2 protein-coding genes are annotated in these 468 nt (G+C 42.1%); both read left to right on the plus strand.

The features are described from left to right. Nucleotides 1–186: DUF3693 domain-containing protein (locus R0J87_RS18520; RefSeq protein ID WP_498888012.1), on the plus strand; the 186-nt coding region annotated here is incomplete at its 5' end. Next, nucleotides 170–468, plus strand: a 299-nt coding sequence (locus R0J87_RS18525; protein ID WP_498888014.1) for a hypothetical protein, incomplete at its 3' end; no start/stop codon positions are given. The genes R0J87_RS18520 and R0J87_RS18525, both read left to right, overlap by 17 nt.

The raw sequence follows: 468 nt of genomic DNA on the forward strand, positions 1-468 counted from the left end.
GTTTTAATTTTTCTGGCCGCTGATAAAGCCAAGGATTACAAGGTTCAGTGTATGTGGCAGGACATCACGGCAAAGTTAAGGAGCCAAGGGATTAAGGGCTTAGCCCTTGGTATGACTGGAATTCTGGCCCTAAACCACCCCCAAGTTAAGTACGCATTATGGTCACGTTATGTTAAACAAGTTTAAGCGTACTTTTTTAGTAAACACTAATATGCGCGCGCGTTACTATGCAACCGCTCACAAAGAGAGTATTGCAGTAAGTGACACCATGACTAGAAAAATTACAGATAACTACATTTTTAGAAAATTTAAGTGCGGATTAAGCAGGGCTGAGACAGCAAAATTATGTTTTAAATCTGTGAGAACCATCACACGATGGGATGCTGGACAGGAGATACCGCCAGAGTGCAGGCGACTCATGAAAATTTACAGTGGATGTGATCTTGAAACGATAGATGAAGCATGGCG

The organism is Halomonas sp. SIMBA_159 (assembly GCF_046536035.1).
GTDB lineage: Bacteria > Pseudomonadota > Gammaproteobacteria > Pseudomonadales > Halomonadaceae > Vreelandella > Vreelandella venusta_A.